This is a genomic window from Rugamonas rubra, assembly GCF_900114705.1.
Lineage (GTDB): Bacteria > Pseudomonadota > Gammaproteobacteria > Burkholderiales > Burkholderiaceae_D > Rugamonas > Rugamonas rubra.
On the sequence record NZ_FOTW01000047.1, the window covers coordinates 1 to 16,658 of the forward strand.

Consider the following 16,658-nt stretch of genomic DNA (forward strand, 5'->3'; position numbering starts at 1 on the left):
GTGCATCGCCTACAACCTGGTGCGCCTTGAAATGGCCAACGTCGCCGCCGACGCTCAATGCAACCCCACCGACATCAGCTTCGTCCGTGCATTTCACATCATTCAATACGAACTAACATGGGCCGCCGCGACTCGCGCCTATGGCAAGCTGCCTTCCCTACTACAAAGAATGCGGCAAAGGCTAGTCACAGAACTGACTGTCAAACGACCCGGCCGTCATTTTGACCGGGTCGTCAAATCAAAGGCACAGCGCTACCCATATAAGAAGTCAAAAGCTTAAGTCAACGGCATTAGGGTCTGACCCCGGGTTTGCGCCGCTGGGTTTGGCTAGCGTCCCGGATATCCACGCAGAACCAAAAGAAACGCTTTCGCGCCGCCCGCCGTGGCGCGAAAACAGCAGCCGCGCGCCCATCCGGTAAATTCCCCAGGGAAATTCGCCATCGCGCCCCTTGAAGGCCCAAACGGGTCTTGCTTTTCGTTTAGAATAACCGGCAGGTGGGGGACAATACACTCTACAACCAACCCTCACACGACAATCCGGGACGCGCATGAAAGCAGTGATATTGGCAGGTGGACTGGGCACCAGGCTCAGCGAGGAAACGACTGTCAAACCGAAGCCGATGGTCGAGGTCGGCGGCAAGCCGATCCTGTGGCATATCTTGAAGAGCTACTCGCTGCACGGCATCAACGACTTCGTCATCTGCTGCGGCTACCGCGGCTATGTCATCAAGGAATTCTTCGCCAACTACTTCCTGCACACCTCGGACGTCACCTTCGACCTGCAAAAGAACTCGATGGAGGTGCACGAGCGCCACGCCGAACCCTGGCGCGTGACCCTGGTCGACACCGGCGAGAGCACCATGACCGGCGGCCGCCTGAAACGGGTCCGCCAGCACGTCGAGAACGACGAGGCCTTCTGCTTCACCTACGGCGACGGCGTGGCCGACATCGACATCGGCGCCTCGATCCGCTTCCACCAGGCGCACGGCAAGCTGGCCACCATGACGGCGGTGCAGCCGCCCGGCCGCTTCGGCGCCATCGACATCGACGGCCAGCGCATCGTCAGCTTCAAGGAAAAACCGCAGGGCGACGGCAGCTGGATCAACGGCGGCTACTTCGTCCTCTCGCCGAAAGTCATCGACTACATCGCCGAGGACAGCACCACCTGGGAAAAGGAACCGATGGAGACGCTGGCGCGCGAGGGCCAGATGGACGCCTTCATGCACCACGGCTTCTGGCAGCCGATGGACACGCTGCGCGACAAGGTCCTGCTGGAGGACCTGTGGCAGAGCGGCAAGGCGCCGTGGAAGCGCTGGCCATGAACGCTGCCTTCTGGCAGGGCAAGCGCGTCTTCCTGAGCGGCCACACCGGCTTCAAGGGCAGCTGGCTGAGCCTGTGGCTGCAGCAGATGGGCGCCGAGCTGACCGGCTACGCGCTGCAGGCGCCGAGCGATCCCAGTCTGTTCGAGGTGGCCGGCGTGGCCGCCGGCATGCGCTCGATCGTCGGCGACATCCGCGACGCCGCCGCGCTGACCCGCGCCATGCAGGAGGCGCGGCCGCAGATCGTCATCCACATGGCGGCGCAGGCGCTGGTGCGCCACTCCTACACCCACCCGGTCGAGACCTACTCGACCAACGTGATGGGCCTGGTCAACCTCTTCGAGGCGGTGCGCGCCACCCCCGGCGTCAAGGCGGTGCTCAACGTCACCAGCGACAAGTGCTACGAGAACAAGGAATGGGCCTGGGGCTACCGTGAGAACGAGCCCTTCGGCGGCTACGACCCCTACAGCAACAGCAAGGCCTGCGCCGAGCTGGTCACGGCCGGCTACCGCTCCTCCTTCTTCAATCCGGAAAAATACGCCGAGCACGGCGTCGCGCTGGCCTCGGGCCGGGCCGGCAACGTCATCGGCGGCGGCGACTGGGCCGAGGACCGCCTGATCCCCGACATGGTGCGCGCCATCGGCGCCGGCCGGCCGGTGCAAATCCGCAGCCCGCACGCGATCCGCCCCTGGCAACACGTGCTGGAACCGCTGTCGGGCTACCTGACCCTGGCCGAGCATTTGTACAGCGAGGGCGCGGCCTACGCCGAGGGCTTCAACTTCGGCCCGCACGACAGCGACGCCCGCCCGGTCGAATGGATCATCGAACGCCTGTGCCAGAGCTGGGGCGAGGGCGCCGCCTGGCAGCTCGACGCCGCGCCGCAGCCGCACGAGGCGCACTACCTGAAACTGGACTGCTCCAAGGCGCACGCCCGCCTGCGCTGGCAGCCGCGCTGGAACCTGGGCCAGACCATCGACCAGATCGTCGCCTGGCACCAGGCGCACGGCGCCGGCGCCGACATGCGCGCGCTGACCCTGGCGCAGATCCAGCAATATCAAAACACCGCACACAGCACAAATTAAGTAAGGTCGGAACCATGAGCGAACAGCAAACCCAAGAACAACTCCGCGCGCAGATCCGCGCCCTGGTGGCCCAGTACGGCGCCCTGGCCAGCGCGCCGCGCCCCTTCGAGCCCGGCGTCACCGTGGTGCCGCCGGCCGGCAAGGTGGTCGGCGCGCCCGAGATGGAGCTGATGGTCGAGGCCTCGCTCGACGCCTGGCTCACCACCGGCCGCTTCAACGACCAGTTCGAGGCCAAGCTGGCCAAGCTGATCGGCGTGCAGCACCTGATCACCGTCAACTCCGGCTCCTCGGCCAACCTGGTCGCCTTCAACACGCTGACCTCGCCCAAGCTGGGCGCGCGCGCCATCCAACCGGGCGACGAGGTGATCGGCGTGGCCGCCGGCTTCCCGACCACCGTCAACCCGATCCTGCAGTTCGGCGCCGTGCCGGTCTTTGTCGACGTCGAGCTCGGCACCTACAACATCGACCCGACGCTGATCGAGGCGGCCATCTCGCCCAAGACCAAGGCGATCATGCTGGCCCACACGCTGGGCAACCCGTACAACCTGGACGTCGTCGTCGCCCTGTGCAAGAAGCACAATCTGTGGCTGATCGAGGACTGCTGCGACGCGCTCGGCTCGACCTACCACGGCAAGATGGTCGGCACCTTCGGCGACATCGGCACCATGAGCTTCTACCCGGCCCACCACATCACCATGGGCGAGGGCGGCGCGGTGTTCACCAACAACGCCGAGCTGAAGATGATCGCCGAATCCTTCCGCGACTGGGGCCGCGACTGCTACTGCGCGCCCGGCAAGGACAACACCTGCGGCAAGCGCTTCTGCTGGAAGCTGGGCACCCTGCCGGAGGGCTACGACCACAAGTACACCTACAGCCACCTGGGCTACAACCTGAAGATCACCGACATGCAGGCGGCCTGCGGCGTGGCCCAGATCGACCGCGCCGCCGGCTTCATCCAGGCCCGCAAGGACAACTTCGCCTACCTGAAGGAGCGGCTGCAGTCCTGCGCCGAGTTCCTCATCCTGCCCGAGGCCACCGAGCATTCCGACCCGTCCTGGTTCGGCTTCCCGATGACCCTCACGCCGGCCGCCAACGTCAGCCGGGTCGACCTGCTGACCTATCTGGACCAGCACAAGATCGGCACCCGTTTGCTGTTCGCCGGCAACCTGACGCGCCAGCCCTACATGATCGGCCGCAACTACCGCGTCTCCGGCGAGCTGGTCAACACCGACCGCGTCATGCACGACACCTTCTGGATCGGCGTCTACCCCGGCCTGACGCGCGAAATGCTCGACTTCACCATCGACAAGCTGGAAGCCTTCTTCGGCGTCGGCGGCTTCTGACCCGCCGTATGCGCGCCGCCCCCGCCTACCGGCCCGGCATCGCGGCCGACGACGTCGCCCTGATCCTTGAGCGCGTCGCCGCCCCCGTCTGGCAGGCGCTGCGCGGCCAGCGCATCTTCATCACCGGCGGCACCGGCTTCCTCGGCTGCTGGCTGCTCGAGGCGCTGCTGGCCGGCGACGCCCAGTTCGACCTGGGCCTGCAACTGACCGTGCTGAGCCGCGACCCCGACGGCTTCCGCGCCAAGGCGCCGCACCTGGCCGGCGCCGCCGCCGTCACCCTGCTGCGGGGCGACATGGCCGAGCTGGCCGGCGTCGACGGCCGCTACGACATCGTCATCCACGCCGCCACCGACGTGGCGCGCGCCGACGCCGACCCGTTGCACGCCTTCGAGCAGATCGTCGCCGGCAGCCGCGAAACGCTGGCGCTGGCGCGGCGCTGCGGCGCCAGCCGCTACCTGCTGACCAGCTCCGGCGCCGTCTACGGCCGCCAGCCCAGCGACTGCAGCCACATCGACGAGAGCTACGCCGGCGCGCCCGACACCGGCGACAGCGCCAGCGCCTACGGCCAGGCCAAGCGCGTCGCCGAATGGATGAGCGCCTGCCACGCCGAGCGCCACGGCCTGGAGGTGCGCATCGCCCGCTGCTTCGCCTTCGCCGGCCCCTACCTGCCGCTCGACGCCCATTTCGCCATCGGCAACTTCATCGCCGACAGCCTGGCCGGCCGCCCGGTCCACATCGGCGGCGACGGCACGCCGCTGCGCTCGTATTTGTACGCCGCCGACCTGGCCGTCTGGCTGCTGACCATCCTGGTGCAAGGCGACCGCCGGCCCTACAACGTCGGCTCCAGCCACGCCCTGGCGCTGGCCGAGCTGGCCGCGCTGGTCAGCCGCAGCATCACCGGCGCCGAACAGGTCCACATCGCCGGCACGCCGACGCCGGGCCGGCCGCCGCAACGCTATGTGCCGGCCACCGCGCGCGCCGCCGCGCTCGGCCTGCAGGAATACACCGATCTCGCCACGGCGATCCGCAAGACCGCCGCCTGGCACCACAAGGAGCACCCACATGCCGCATAACGCCGACCCGTTCAACGCCCGCCGCCTGCGCCGCACCGTGCTGGAGATGGCCTACTCCGGCGCCACCGTGCACGTCGCCTGCGCCTTCTCGCTGACCGACATCCTCGCCGTGCTGTACCGCCAGCACCTGCGCTACCCGGACAACGATCCGGACGGCGCCGCGCGCGACTACCTGGTGCTGTCCAAGGGCCACGGCGTGATGGCGCAATACGCCTGCCTGTATGAAAAGGGCTGGCTGGAGCGCGGCACGCTGGAGCAGTACTACCGCGACGGCACGCCGCTCAAGGGTCTGTCCGACGCCCACGTGCGCGGCTGCGAGGTGACCTCCGGCTCGCTCGGCCACGGCCTGTCGGTCGGCGTCGGCCTGGCGCTGGCAGCCAAGCTCGGCCGCACCGACCAGCGTTGCTACGCCGTGCTCGGCGACGGCGAAATGAACGAGGGCTCGATCTGGGAGGCCATGCTGTTCGCCGCCCACCGCCAACTCGACAACCTGGTCGTCATCGTCGACGCCAACGGTTTCCAGGCCATGGGCCGCACCGACGAGGTGATGGGCCTGGGCGTGCTGCGCGACAAGTTCGCCGCCTTCGGCTTCGAGGCGCTCGACGTCGACGGCCACGACGAGGCGGCGCTCGACGCCGCCCTGGTGGCGCTCAAGGCCAGCGCCGACGGCCGGCCCAAGGCCATCGTCGCCCACACCGTCAAGGGCAAGGGCGTCTCCTTCATGGAGAACCAAAACCTGTGGCACTACACCCGCCTGAACGCCGACACCTTCGCCGCCGCCATGGCCGAACTGGAGTAACCATGAGAACCGCATTTTCCAACGCCATCGCCGCCGCCGCCATCGCCGACCCCAAGGTGTTGCTGCTGACGGGCGACCATGGTTACGCCCTGTTCGACGACTTCCGCAAGCACCGTCCGGATCAATTCATCAACTGCGGCGTGGCCGAGCAGAACATGGTCGGCGTCGCCGCCGGCCTGGCCAAGGCCGGCTACAAGCCCATCGTCTACGGCCTGGCCTGCTTCGTGCCGGTGCGCGTGCTCGAACAGATCAAGCTCGACGTCTGCTACCAGGACCTGCCGGTGGTGTTCATCGGCGACGGCGCCGGCATCGTCTACAGCGCGCTGGGCAGCAGCCACCAGTCGGCCGAGGACATCGCCGTGCTGCGCGCCATCCCCAGGCTCGACATCCTCTCGCCCTGCGACGCCAGGGAGATGGACTACGCGATGGCCCACGCGCTGAGCTTCCAGCGGCCGGTCTACATCCGCATGGGCAAGTCCGACGTCGGCGAGATCCACCAGACGGCGCTCAGCGCGCCGCTCGGCGACCTGGTGGCCGTGCGCGGCGGCGCCGCCGACACGGCCGCCGGCGGCCCCCGCACGGCCTTCCTGGCCACCGGTTCGATGGTCAAGAGCGCCATGCTGCTGGCCGAGCGGCTGGGCGACAACCCGGTCTGGAGCGTGCCGACCATCAAGCCTATCAACCAGGCCCAGCTGGCCGGGCTGGCGCGCCGCTATGACAACCTGGTGGTGCTGGAGGAACACAACCGCATCGGCGGGCTGGGCGGCGCCGTCGCCGAGGCGGTCGGCGACCTGGGCGGCGCGCGCGCCCGCGTGCTGCGCCTGGGCATCAACGACCGCTTCTCCGAATTCAACGGCAGTTGGGACTACCTGCTGCGCGAACACGGCATCGACACCGCGTCGCTGCTGGCGCAGATCCAGACCCTGCTGCGCGACGACGCCTAGGCCGGACGGCCGCGTCCGCGCGGCCTCCGTCCCTTCCCCCCGGCCGCAACCCATTCCACCTTAGGCAACCCGTCATGGCAGAAACCAGCCCCGTCCTTTCGATCTGCATCCCCACCTTCAACCGCGCCCCCTTCCTCGAGCAAACCCTGGCCAGCATCTGCGCCCAGGCCGCCTTCGTCGAGGGCGAACAGATCGAGGTGGTGATCTCCGACAACTTCTCCGACGACGACACCGAGGCCGTCGGCCGGCGCTATGCCGCCGCCTTCCCCGGCAAGGTGCGCTACCACCGCAACGCCGAGCCGGTGCAGGCCGACAAGAACTTCGACATCGTCATGCGCCTCGGCCGTGGCGACTACCTGAAGCTGCACAACGACAACCTGCTGATCAACAACGGCAGCCTGGCCGAGATGCTCAAGGTGGTGCAGGCCACGGCGGCCGAGCGGCCGGTGATCTTCTTCACCAACGGCAACATGAACCAGGGCAACCCCATCGAGGTGCTCAACAACATCAACGACTTCGTCCGCCGCGTCTCCTTCTTCTGCACCTGGATAGGCGGCTTCGGCATGTGGCGCGAGGAGTTCCTCGCCATGACCGACTTCGGCCGCCACACCAGCCTGCGCCTGGTGCAGACCGACGTGCTGCTGCGCCTGATGGCCATGGGCAAGCGGGCGATCGTGCTGTACCAGCCCTACTTCACCGGCCTGAACATCGGCAAAAAGGGCGGCTACAACATCGCCGAGGTGTTCGGCCAGAACTACCTGTGGCTGCTCAAGCTCTACCTGGCACCCGGCCCGCTGGAGGACGCCGTGTTCCAGGCCGAGAAGAAGTCGGTGCTGATCAAGCACATCATTCCCTACTACTTCGACAAGGACAACGGCTTCCAAAAGACCGGTTTCTTCCCCTTCATGCAGGACTACCTGCACGATCCCTACTTCTACCAGGCGGTCGAACACCTGATCGACGTGGCGCCGGCGGCGGCCGCCGCGGCGGTGCCGGCGGCGCCCCAGCCCAGCGCGCAGGAGCAGCACCAGGCGCAGATGAGCGCGCACTGGCGCGCCCTCAACCCGCACAACGAGATCAGCCTGACGCGCTGCTACGGCCCGTTCGACTTCAACCGCGTGACGGCCGGCCGCAAGAGCTACGGCGGGCTGACGGTGTGGACCTTCGGCTGCGGCGACGAGGGCCTGCGCATCGGCAACTTCGTCTCGATCGCCGACGACGTCAAGTTCCTGCTCGGCGGCAACCACCACTACGAGGGCTTCTCCACCTTCCCCTTCATGGCCAAGTACTTCGGCACGGCCGAGTCGGGCACCAAGGGGCCGATCGTCATCGGCGACGACGTCTGGATCGGCTACAACACGACCATTTTGTCCGGCGTGAGCATCGGCCAGGGCGCCATCGTCGCCGCCGGCAGCCTGGTGACGCGCGACGTGGCGCCCTACAGCATCGTCGGCGGCAACCCGGCCAAGCTGATCAAGCACCGCTTCGCCCCCGAGGTGGTCGAGAAGATGAGCCGGCTCGACTTCTCCAAGCTGGACGACCAGGCCATCCTGCGCAACCGCGAGATCCTCTACCAGCCGCTGACGCCCGACAACGTCGACGCCATCCTGGCGCGCCTGACTGGCTGATGCAAAGATGATCGAACAAAGTCCCTGGCCAGGCCTCGTCGAGGCTATGGCATGGCGCTAGCAGTACTCAAAGCGGGCGGCAATACAGGGGTAGACAATGGCTGCACGGCTAAACGCAGACCCATTGCCCGGAGGATGGAGGAAAAGCTACTCAGCGCCGGATTTCCTGTGGCCGATAAAGTACGATAGAGTTGCGTCGGATTCAGATTCGCCTGCTCCGCCACTGCCTGCATCCCGCCGAGGGCCAACGCCATTTGACGCAGCACGATCAACAGTTCGGCTTGTTCACCATCCTCTAGGATGTTGTTAATGAGATCTAGCGCGAACGCCGGGTCGTCACGAAACAACTCCGCCATCGCCTCATCATGGGACCTACTTCTCATCGTCCGTTCTCCTTTGCCAATCCTGCCAGTACTCCACGGCCCTATTGACGTCCACATCCTGCCGACGCTTGTCTCCACCGCACAGCAACAAAACTACACGGCGGCCCGCCAAGCCGTAGTACACGCGATAGCCGGCTCCCAGTCAAGCGAGACGTGGACGCGCTGGCCAAGGCCGGCTTGCTGCAGGTCGGGCAACGGCTGTTGCCGGGACACGGGCGCAGGAAGGAGGTGCGGGTGAGCGCGCAACATTTCAAATTGGAGGCCGCGCTGGCTTGAACGCCGCGCCGCCGCACGGCAAACAAGAAGCCCGCCCCCGCGCGCGAACGCGGGGGGCGGGCTTTTTTTTCGCCGCCGGACGGGCCGGCGCGGCCGCCTAGCGGAAGCTCAGGCGCTTGGCCTTGTACAGGTACTCGTACTCGTCCATGTCCTTGTTGCGCGCCAGGTTCCACAGCGCCGGGGCGCGCGAGATCAGCTCGAACTTGTCGAAGTCGAAGGCGAAGTCGTCGGCCCGCACCGGCGGGATGCGGGTGTGGTTGACGTGGTAGATGAACTTCGAGGCCAGCCGATTGAACTGCTGGACGTAGTTGGCCACGTTGTTGAGCGACATCTCGGCCAGGCTGTAGGAGTTGAACGCCAGGTCGACCGAGTCGTTCTTCAGTTCGGCCAGCGCGAAGTTCGGCAGCACCACGCCGTCGTACTGGCTCAGGTCGGCGGTGGCCAGGTCGATCTCGCCGTACAGTGCGATCTTCTTGTCGGGGAAGGCGCTGAGCAGGTAGAAGGCGCTCAAGGCCATGTTCTCCGGCAGGTCGACGTCGATGTAGGTGAAGTTGCTGTTGTCGCGCATCAGGAAGTGGCCCAGGCCGCCGAAGCCGCCGCCCAGCTCGAGCACCGCCGTGTGGCCCTCGCTGCGGATCAGCCGGCTGATGATGGTGGCGTAGTAGTGCTGGTAGTCGACGCCGAAACGGAAGAACTTGCCGTCGATCTCGAAGCCGTAGGGATTGCCCACCTGCGGCGTCTGCAGCGCCTCCAGGCCCGCCGTCTTGCCGATCGAGTCGAGCCAGATCTGCATGCGGTGCATGATGTCGGCGATGTACTTGCCCTTGGCGTCGTCGCTGACGTTGCCGGAGAAGTAGGTGCTCTCCATGTCGACCGGCATGCCGTGGATGCCGATGCTGCAGGTCTCGCGGAAGAAGTTGCCGTAGATTTTGGCCAGCTCGGCGGCGTTGCCGCTGGCCATCACCTCCATCACCTTGCCCATGTAGCCCTGGTAGATCGGCAGCCACATGTGGCTGACCTGGTACTCCTCGGCGGCATCCTTCTGCACCGCCTTGGCCTTGTTGTACGAGGCGATGACCCGGTCGATGATCTTGCTGTCGACATCCATTTTACGGTCGATGAAGCCGTTGTCTACGGTTAAGTGCATACTTGGTCCTTGTTCGCGGTTCGGAGGGGATAGGCTTGCCGCGGCGCCTCAGGGCTCGCGGATCGACTCGTCGACCGCCTTGGTCAACGGCCACAACAAATACGACATCACGGTGCGCTCGCCGACCACGATCTCGGCCGCCAGCGTCATGCCCGGCAGCAGCCGGGCGCCCGGCGCCATGTGGTGCAGCTTGGCCGGGCCCAGGTTGATCCGGCTCAGGTAGTAGGCGTCCAGGCCCTGGGCCTGGTTGTTGGCCTCGCGGCGGAAGGCGTCCTGGCTGATCGAGCGCACCTTGCCGTCGAGCGAGCCGTGCTGCTGGAAGGAGAAGGCGTCGACCTTGATGTGGGCCGCGTCGCCGACCTTGATGTAGCCGATGTCGGCCGAGTCGATCTGCACCTCGATCTCCAGCGCGGCGCCGAGCGGCACCAGGGTAAACATGGTCTCGGCCTCGCGCACGATCGAGCCCTGCGACAGCTTGGCCACCTCCAGCACCACGGCGTCGGCCGGCGCGGTCAGCTGCACCAGCTGGTGGCGCTTGTCGGCCTTGGCCAGTTGCTCGTTGACGCCGTCGCGCTCGCGCGTGGCCGCCAGCAGGTCCTCCAGCATCTTCTGCCGCCAGTTCTTGGCGAAGCCGGCGCGCTCGGCCTGCGCCGAGGCCAGCTCGCGCTCCATCTCGATCGCCTTGTTGAGTTGCATGATCATGTCGCGCTCGACACCGAGGCGGCGGTCGCGCGCCTCGAGCAGGTGCATCTTGGCGCCGAACTGCTCGGCCATCAGCTGCTCCTGCATCGCCTCGACCTCGCGCAGCGACTTGACGCGCTGCGCCAGGATCAGCTGGTCGCGCCGGTTGGTCTCCAGGCCGGCCTGCAGGCGGGCGATGTTCTGGTCCATCTTGCTCTTCTGCGCGGCGAAGTTGCCCTGGCGCTCGCTCGACAGCTGCGACTGCAGCAGGCTGTCGGCGCTCTGCCCGGCTGCGGCGGCGGCGCCGGGCTGGCCGGCCAGCTCGGCGCGCAGGCCGGCGGTCTGGGTGTCCAGGCTGGCCAGGCGGGCGCGCAGCTGGGCCTCGTCGGCCTGGGTGAACGTGGGGTCGAGGGTGGCCAGCAACTGGCCCTTCTTGACCACCTGGCCGGCGCGCACCTCGATGCGCTGGATGATCGAGGTCTCCAGCGGCTGCACCACGATGTTCGGCTGCGGGTTGACCAGGCGGCCCTTGGCGACGACGATCTTCTCGACGTGCGACAGGCTGGCCCACAGGATGAAGGTGGCGAAGGCGGCCAGCAGCACGTGCAGGGTGGTGCGCACGAAGCGCGGCAGCGGGCCGCGCTCGATGGCGTCGGCGTCCGGCAGGAAGTCGATCTCCGTTTCGTCCTTGTTGCGGCGGCGGTTGGTCACAGGTGGCTTGTTTGCTGGTTCCATAGGTGCTGGTAAGTTTCGCTACGTGTGAGCAGTTCGGAGTGGCGGCCGCTGTCCATCAGGCGGCCCTGTTGCATCACCAGGATGGTGTTGGCGTTGACCAGGGTCGACAGGCGGTGCGAGATCATCACCACGGTGCGGCCGACGGCGATGCGCGACAGGTTGCGGATGAAGATGGCCTCGCTCTCCGGGTCCAGCGCGCTGGCCGCCTCGTCGAGGATCAGGATGCGCGGCTTGGCCAGCAGCGAGCGGGCGATCGACAGGCGCTGCTTCTGGCCACCCGACAGGTTGGCGGCGTTCTCTTCGAGCAGGGTGTCGTAGCCCATCGGCAGACGCTCGATGAACTCGTCGGCGCCGGCCGCCGCCGCCGCCTCGAGGATCTCCTCGAAGGAGGCGTCCGGCTTGGTCACGGTGAGGTTCTCGCGCACCGTGCCGCGGAACAGGAAGTTCTCCTGCAGCACGACGCCGATCTGCCGGCGCAGGTGCGACAGCTCGATCTCGCGGGCGTCGATGCCGTCGAAGCGGACGATGCCCTCCTGCACGCCGTAGAGGCCCTGGATCAGCTTGGTCAGGGTGGTCTTGCCGGAGCCGCTGCGGCCGACGATGCCGACCACCGTGCCCGGCGCGATGGTGAAGCTGGCCTTGTCGAGCGCCATCGCCTGCGCGCCCGGATAGCGGAAGGTGACGTCCTCGAAACGGATCTCGCCGTTCAGCACGGGGCGCAGGCCGCCGGCGCCGGCGCGGCCCTCGGGGGCGCGGTTCATCACCTCGCCCAGCATGCGCACCGACAGCGCCGTCTCCTGGTATTCGTTGACCAGGCCGACGATCGAGATCAAGGGGCCGGTGACGCGGCCCGACAGCATCTGGAAGGCGATCAGCGCGCCCACCGACAGGGTCTGGTCGAACACGTCCTGGGCGCCGACGACGATCAGGGTGACCGGCAGCAGCTTGCCGAGGAAGTCGGTGACGGAGTTGCCGGCGATCGAGATCTGGCCGACCCGGAAGTGCATGGTGATCGCCTCGGCCGAGCGCTGGTCCCAGATGCGCCGCTGGCTCGGCTCGATGGCCAGCGCCTTGACGGTGCGCATGCCGTGGATGGTCTCGACCAGCATCGCCTGGCGCTGCCCCTCGGCGGCATAGAGCGCGTTGAGGCGGCGCTGGAAGGTCGGCACCATGGCCATCACCACCGCCGCGATCATGGCGGCGAACAGCAGCACGATCAGGGCCAGCTTGAGCGAGTAGGCGAACAGGATCGGCAGGAAGACGAACAGGGCGATCAGGTCGAGGCCGGTGAAGAACAGCCGGCCGGTGAGGAAGGTGCGGATCTTCTCGAGCTGCTGCATGTGGCGCGTGACGACGCCGGCGGTGCTGGTCTCGAAGTAGTCGATCGGCAGCGACAGCAGGTGGCCGAAGGTGCGCCGGGTCAGCCGCATGTCGATCTTGTTGGAGGCGGCCAGGGTCAGCGTCTGGCGCAGGAAGCCGAAGGTGGCGTCGAACACCAGCGCCAGCACGATGCCGACGGCCAGCACCCACAGCGTGGTCTGGCTCTGGTGGGTGAGCACCTTGTCGATCACCAGTTGGAAGAAGATCGGCGAGGCCAGCGCCAACAGGTGCATCGCCACGGCGGCGATGAAGATGTCGCGGAAGGCCGCCTTTTGTTTCAGGATCTCGGGGATGAACCAGCGCAGGCCGAAGGGCTGGTTGGGGTCGGTCAGCTTGTGCTGGCGCTTGACGAACAGCACCTCGCCGCCCCAGCGGGCGCAGAAGTCGGCGCGCGACTCGAGCGTCACGCTGGCGTTCTCGGTGATCGGGTTGAGCAGGGCCACCTGGCCGTCGCCGTCGTCGGCACGCACGCCGACCACGATGACCATGTTGCCGTCGTTGAGGCGGGCCATCAGCGGGAACACGCCGCCCTGGGCCAGCAGGCGGCTCCAGCTCAGCTTGTCGAGCTTGGCCTTCAGGCCGATGTCGGCGGCGATGCGCAGCAGCAGGCCGTTGCCCGGCTCCTCGGCGCCCATGGCGTAGTCGTCGATCAGGCGTTCCGGATTGATTTGCAGGCCGTGGTGCTGGGCGATCGCGGTCAGGCACTGGATCGCGGTGTGGGGAAATTTATCGTGCATTGTGAGGGGACGAATGCAGGGGCGCACATGACAACATCGATGTTCACCTTCTATTGTGGCAAAGGAAATGGATAGAGCTTGCGTCAGCGCATCTCGCTCTGGGATTCTAACCCAGGGCCGTGCTTCCCGGCGCTCTTTTTGATGCTTCTGTGCACATAATGAAAAAGCGGCAAGACCGGGGGGTCTTGCCGCTTTTTTGCCGTCGGGCGCGGGCGGCGGGAAGCTCCCGCCGCCCGCGCCGGGCCGGCTTACTTCGGTGCCGCCAGGAAGCCGTGGCCGCCGTTCGACTGCAGCGCTTTCAGGCGCAGCGTGTCGTCGGACGAGGACAGCTGTTCGCCGCCGCCGAGCGCCTTGCCGTTGGCGTCGAACTGCTTGAGCACGTCGGCCAGCTGGGCCACGCTGGTGCCGACCTTGCTGCCCTGCACGTCCAGCTTGCTGGTCGACGGTGCCACTTCGGTGGCGCCGGCGCCGCCGAAGGAGGACATCGCCTGCACCAGGCCGGTGACGCTGCCGCGCAGGTCGCTTGGCGCCGCCGCCGCTTTGGCCGCCTGGTCCATGGCGAACCAGACGTCGGCCGCGGCGTGGGTCTTGCCGTCGCTGGTCTCGAAGGTCGACGTCGCGCCAACGATGTTGCCGTTGTTGAGCGAGGCATCCTGCTTGCCGTCCAGGTTCAGCTTGGTGATACCCAGCTGGTTCAGGGACTTCAGCTCGGCGGCCTGGCTGACGCCGTCGGCGTTGCCGTCGACCCAGACGCGCAGGTCGGCGAAGGCGCCGTCGGCGGCGCTGATGGCGCCGTCGCCGTTGCTGTCGAGTTCGGCCATGGCCTGGTAGCCGTTGCCGGCCTTCTGGCCGTTGGCCAGCGTGGTGCCGGAACCGAACAGCTCGCCACCGTCGTTGATCAGACCGTCGTGGTTGCGGTCCAGCGCCAGCAAGCCGTCGCCGCCGCCGACCCAGCCCGTGCCGCCCTTGTTACCGGTGGCCAGCAGGTCGAACTGCACGCCGGCCGACAGCGCCAGGGTGTTGATGCCGTCGCCGTTCAGGTCGAGCACGATCGGCGTGCCCAGTGGCGAAGGCAGCGCGTTGATCTGGTCGGTGCTCAGGCCCGGCACCTGGTTGCTGGTGATCGAGCAGACCTGGCTGGTGGTCATGGCGTGGATCTGGTCGGTCGTCAGCGAGCGGATCTGCGTGGTGCTCAGCGCCGCGATGGCGCCGGTGCGCAGGGCCACGAAGTCGGCCGTCTCCATCGCCACCAACTGGCTGGTGGTCAGCGCCTGCACCTGTTTGGTGGTGAAGGCGACGATCTGGCCGGTGCTCAGGCCGACGATCTGGTCGGTCGTCAGCGCCGCCACCTGCGAGGTGGTCAGGCCGGCGAACGAGGCGGTCTTCAGCGCGGCGACGTCCTCGGTGTTGAGGGCGGCGACGGCGGCGGTGCTCAGCGAAGCCACCTGGGCCGACGACAGCACGGCGACCTGGGCCGAGCCCAGCGCGACGGCCTGGTCGGTGCTCAGACCGGCCGACAGGGCGTTGGTGCTCAGCGCGGCGATCTGCGCGGTCGACAGGGCGACCACCTGGTCGGTCGTCAACGCGGCGACCTGGGCGGTGCGCAGCGTGGCGATCGAGGCCGTTTTCATGACGGCGAGGTCGGCCGTTTCGATGGCGGCGACCGAGCCGGTCGACAGCGCGTTGACCTGCGCCGTGCTCAGCGCGTTGAGCTGCGCCGAGTTGAGCGCCACCACCTGGTCGGTGGTCAGGCCGGCGGACAGGTTGGCGGTGCTCAGCGAGGCGACCTGCGCGGTGCTCAGCGAGGCGGCCTGGCCGGTGGTCAGGGCGGCGACCTGGGCGCTGTTGAGGGCGTTGATGGCGGCCGTCTTCAGGGCGACCAGATCGGCCGTTTCGAGGGCGGCGACGCCGTCGGTGCTCAGGGCGGCGACCTGGCTGCTGCTCAGCGCGTTGGCCTGGGCCGTCGCCAGGGCGACGATCTGGTCGGTCGTCAGGGCCTTGACCTGGTTGGTCGACAGGCCGGCGATGGCCGAGGTCTTCAGCGCGGCGAAGTCCTCGGTTTGCAGCGCGGCGACCGAGTTGGTCGACAGCGCGGCCACTTGGGCCGAGCTCAGCGCGGCGGCCTGGGCGGTGGTGAAGGCCACCGCCTGGTCGGTGCTCAGCGCCGACGACAGCTGCGCCGTGGTCAGGGCGGCGACCTGGTTGGTGCTCAGGCTGGTCACCTGGTCGGTGGTCAGCGCGGCCACCTGGGCGGTGCGCAGCGCGCCGATGGCGGCCGTTTTCAGGCCGACGATGTCGGCCGTCTCGATCGCCGCGATGGCGCCGGTGGTCAGCGAGCTGACCTGGTTGGTGCTCATCGCGTTGAGCTGGTTCGACGACAGCGCCACCACCTGGTCGGTGGTCAGGCCGGCCGACAGCTGGTTGGTGGTCAGGGAGGCGATCTGCGCGGTCAGCAGGGTGCCGATCTGGCTGGTCGTCACGGCGGCCAGCTGGCCGGTGCTCAGGGCGGCGATGGCGGCCGTTTTCAGGGCCACCAGGTCGGCCGTCTCGAGGGCGGCGACGCTGTCGGTGCTGAAGGCGCCGACCTGCGCGCTGCTCAGCGCGCCGGCCTGGGCCACGGTCAGGGCGACGATCTGGTCGGTGGTCAGGGCCTTGGCCTGGTTGGTCGACAGACCGCCGATGGCGGCGGTGCGCAGCGCGGCGAAGTCGGCCGTTTCAAGGGCGACGATGTCGTTGGTCGACAGCGCGGCGACCTGTTGCGAGCTGAGCGCGCCGGCCTGGTCGGAGCGCAGCGAGACGACCTGGTCGGTGGTCAGCGAGGCGATGTTGGCGGTGGTGATCGCCGCCACCTGGCCGGTGGTCAGGTTGGTGAACTGGTCGGTGGTCAGGGCGGCCCACTGCGCCGTCTTCAACGAGGCGATGATCGAGGTCTTCAGGCCGACGATGTCGGCCGTCTCGATGGCGGCGATGTTGTTGGTCGACAGGGCGCCGAACTGGTTGCTGCTGAGGGCGGCGAACTGGGCCGACGACAGCGCCACCACCTGGTCGGTGCTCAGGCTCGAGCCGATCTGGTTGGTGGTCAGCGAGGCGACCTGGGCGGTGCTCAGGCTGCTCACCTGGCCGGTGGTCAG

12 protein-coding genes and 2 pseudogenes are annotated in these 16,658 nt (G+C 67.5%); 8 read left to right on the forward strand and 6 right to left on the reverse strand.

The features are described 5' to 3' along the window. From BM252_RS31300 to BM252_RS28905, 8 genes and pseudogenes are all read left to right on the forward strand, one after another. Nucleotides 1-280 (forward strand): annotated as a pseudogene (locus tag BM252_RS31300) (IS4 family transposase); the annotation flags it as partial. Nucleotides 281-548: 268 nt separating this feature from the next. Beyond that, entirely contained in the window at nt 549-1,322 is a 774-nt protein-coding gene (gene rfbF / locus BM252_RS28875) for a glucose-1-phosphate cytidylyltransferase (protein ID WP_093391178.1), read from the forward strand. Beyond that, nucleotides 1,319-2,401 (forward strand): CDP-glucose 4,6-dehydratase, encoded by a 1,083-nt coding sequence (gene rfbG, locus BM252_RS28880; RefSeq protein ID WP_174900717.1) that lies wholly within the window; start codon nt 1,319-1,321, stop codon nt 2,399-2,401. Before rfbF ends, rfbG begins: the two co-directional genes overlap by 4 nt. 14 nt (nt 2,402-2,415) lie before the next feature. After that, the gene (rfbH, locus tag BM252_RS28885) at nt 2,416-3,744 is read left to right on the forward strand and encodes a lipopolysaccharide biosynthesis protein RfbH (RefSeq protein ID WP_093391180.1); all 1,329 of its coding nucleotides are present in this window, start codon (nt 2,416-2,418) and stop codon (nt 3,742-3,744) included. 8 nt (nt 3,745-3,752) lie between these two features. Continuing rightward, on the forward strand, nt 3,753-4,817 hold the full coding sequence (locus BM252_RS28890; RefSeq protein ID WP_093391181.1) for an NAD-dependent epimerase/dehydratase family protein: 1,065 nt from the start codon (nt 3,753-3,755) through the stop codon (nt 4,815-4,817). Then, nucleotides 4,807-5,616, forward strand: coding sequence for a transketolase (locus tag BM252_RS28895; RefSeq protein WP_093391182.1), 810 nt, complete (start codon nt 4,807-4,809; stop codon nt 5,614-5,616). Before BM252_RS28890 ends, BM252_RS28895 begins: the two co-directional genes overlap by 11 nt. A gap of 2 nt (nt 5,617-5,618) precedes the next feature. Continuing rightward, nucleotides 5,619-6,560: a transketolase family protein gene (locus BM252_RS28900; RefSeq protein ID WP_093391184.1), complete on the forward strand. Its 942-nt coding sequence runs from the start codon at nt 5,619-5,621 to the stop codon at nt 6,558-6,560. A gap of 74 nt (nt 6,561-6,634) precedes the next feature. Continuing rightward, a complete protein-coding gene (locus tag BM252_RS28905; protein ID WP_093391185.1) occupies nt 6,635-8,188 on the forward strand; it encodes a glycosyltransferase in 1,554 nt (517 codons plus the stop codon). Between the two features lie 44 nt (nt 8,189-8,232). On the opposite strand, the gene BM252_RS28910 is transcribed toward BM252_RS28905, so the two are convergent. From BM252_RS28910 to BM252_RS31305, 6 genes and pseudogenes are all read right to left on the reverse strand, one after another. Continuing rightward, entirely contained in the window at nt 8,233-8,571 is a 339-nt protein-coding gene (locus tag BM252_RS28910; RefSeq protein WP_093391187.1) for a helix-turn-helix domain-containing transcriptional regulator, read from the reverse strand. Continuing rightward, a pseudogene (locus BM252_RS31910) lies at nt 8,561-8,710 on the reverse strand (type II toxin-antitoxin system RelE/ParE family toxin); the annotation flags it as partial. The pseudogene BM252_RS31910 and the gene BM252_RS28910, both read right to left, overlap by 11 nt. A gap of 234 nt (nt 8,711-8,944) precedes the next feature. Then, on the reverse strand, nt 8,945-9,994 hold the full coding sequence (locus BM252_RS28920; RefSeq protein WP_093391188.1) for a putative sugar O-methyltransferase: 1,050 nt from the start codon (nt 9,992-9,994) through the stop codon (nt 8,945-8,947). Between the two features lie 48 nt (nt 9,995-10,042). Continuing rightward, the gene (locus BM252_RS28925; protein WP_093391190.1) at nt 10,043-11,410 is read right to left on the reverse strand and encodes an HlyD family type I secretion periplasmic adaptor subunit; all 1,368 of its coding nucleotides are present in this window, start codon (nt 11,408-11,410) and stop codon (nt 10,043-10,045) included. Then, nucleotides 11,383-13,527, reverse strand: coding sequence for a peptidase domain-containing ABC transporter (locus BM252_RS28930; RefSeq protein ID WP_093391191.1), 2,145 nt, complete (start codon nt 13,525-13,527; stop codon nt 11,383-11,385). The genes BM252_RS28925 and BM252_RS28930 overlap by 28 nt, the downstream gene beginning before the upstream one ends. Nucleotides 13,528-13,775: 248 nt before the next feature. Then, nucleotides 13,776-16,658, reverse strand: a 2,883-nt coding sequence (locus BM252_RS31305) for a beta strand repeat-containing protein (protein WP_093391193.1), incomplete at its 5' end; no start/stop codon positions are given.

Bases quoted from the DNA above. Each gene is read 5' to 3' on its own strand.
- rfbF (WP_093391178.1), top strand. From the start codon at position 549: ATGAAAGCAGTGATATTGGCAGGTGGACTGGGCACCAGGCTCAGCGAG.
- rfbG (WP_174900717.1), top strand. From the start codon at position 1,319: ATGAACGCTGCCTTCTGGCAGGGCAAGCGCGTCTTCCTGAGCGGCCAC.
- rfbH (WP_093391180.1), top strand. From the start codon at position 2,416: ATGAGCGAACAGCAAACCCAAGAACAACTCCGCGCGCAGATCCGCGCC.
- BM252_RS28890 (WP_093391181.1), top strand. From the start codon at position 3,753: ATGCGCGCCGCCCCCGCCTACCGGCCCGGCATCGCGGCCGACGACGTC.
- BM252_RS28895 (WP_093391182.1), top strand. From the start codon at position 4,807: ATGCCGCATAACGCCGACCCGTTCAACGCCCGCCGCCTGCGCCGCACC.
- BM252_RS28900 (WP_093391184.1), top strand. From the start codon at position 5,619: ATGAGAACCGCATTTTCCAACGCCATCGCCGCCGCCGCCATCGCCGAC.
- BM252_RS28905 (WP_093391185.1), top strand. From the start codon at position 6,635: ATGGCAGAAACCAGCCCCGTCCTTTCGATCTGCATCCCCACCTTCAAC.
- BM252_RS28910 (WP_093391187.1), bottom strand. From the start codon at position 8,571: ATGAGAAGTAGGTCCCATGATGAGGCGATGGCGGAGTTGTTTCGTGAC.
- BM252_RS28920 (WP_093391188.1), bottom strand. From the start codon at position 9,994: ATGCACTTAACCGTAGACAACGGCTTCATCGACCGTAAAATGGATGTC.
- BM252_RS28925 (WP_093391190.1), bottom strand. From the start codon at position 11,410: ATGGAACCAGCAAACAAGCCACCTGTGACCAACCGCCGCCGCAACAAG.
- BM252_RS28930 (WP_093391191.1), bottom strand. From the start codon at position 13,527: ATGCACGATAAATTTCCCCACACCGCGATCCAGTGCCTGACCGCGATC.